General features: G+C 59.5%; 1 protein-coding gene. It reads left to right on the forward strand.

What is annotated here, in order from left to right; genetic code table 11:
- The first annotated feature begins 105 nt into the window (after positions 1–105).
- Positions 106–1,053, forward strand: a complete 948-nt coding sequence (locus ACW5W8_RS23715; RefSeq protein ID WP_019706001.1) for an IS30-like element ISAs2 family transposase — start codon at positions 106–108, stop codon at positions 1,051–1,053.
- Positions 1,054–1,084 lie beyond the last annotated feature (31 nt).

The raw sequence follows: 1,084 nt of genomic DNA on the forward strand, positions 1-1,084 counted from the left end.
CGGGAATTCAGATAATAAGTGCGACACTCATGGATGAATGGCGAGAGGTGGCCAACTGCTGATTGGTGGTACCCTTCTGCTCGCCAAAGTAAAAGCAGTATCACCATGAGCTATCAGCAGTTGACCGAGGGGCAACGATACCAGTTATCGGTGCTTCGCGCACAGGGGATGTCCATCCTTGCCACCGCACGCGCCATTGGCGTTCATCGCTCCACCCTCTACCGGGAGCTGCGTCGTAACGCCGGGCCGCAGGGCTACCAGCCAGACAATGCGCATCAGCACGCCACCCACCGACGGGCCAGTGCGGCCAAATCTCGGCTATCTGCCGATGTCATCCAGTTTGTCGAGCTGACACTCGCCTGGTGGTGGAGCCCGGAGCAGATAAGCGCGGTGGGCAAGCAGATAGGCCTCATGGTGAGTCACGAGTGGATATACCGCCATGTGGCCGCCGACAAAGCCCGGGGTGGCCAGTTGTACCGCCATCTGCGCCAGGGCCACAAGCGCTACCGCAAGGGGGCGAGCAGCCTGCGTTCTCCCATCAAGGAAGCCCGCTCTATTGATGAACGGCCGGCTATCGTCGATAGCCGGGAGCGGCTCGGTGATTGGGAGGCGGACACGGTGCTGGGCAAGCAAGGCACAGGTGCACTGGTCACCCTGGTGGAGCGCAAGAGCCGGCTCTATCTGGTCAAGCGGGTCGCGAGCAAACAGGCTGGGGTGGTGCGGGATGCGATAATCGAGATGTTAACGCCCTACATCGAGCAGGTGCATACCATCACCTTTGACAACGGCGGCGAGTTTGCCGAACACAAGGCGATAGAGGAAGCGCTGGGTGCCGAGACTTACTTTGCGCACCCTTACTCTTCGTGGGAGCGCGGTCTGAACGAGAACAGCAATGGGCTGTTGAGGCAGTTTATCCCAAAGGGAACAGACCTGAGAGAGGTCACGGACGAGGATGTCAGGAGAGCGGAGCAGTGGCTCAACCTACGACCTCGGAAATGTCTCGGATTCAGGCAGCCTGTCAAGGTATTCGAAGAGTACCGTCAGGCGGCATAGGCGAGTGTCGCACTTCGAAGTTGAATTCGCG

It is taken from the genome of Aeromonas aquatilis (genome assembly GCF_054052405.1).

What these genes read in the sequence shown, in the direction of transcription:
- ACW5W8_RS23715 (WP_019706001.1), top strand. Translation starts at nt 106, where the DNA reads ATGAGCTATCAGCAGTTGACCGAGGGGCAACGATACCAGTTATCGGTG.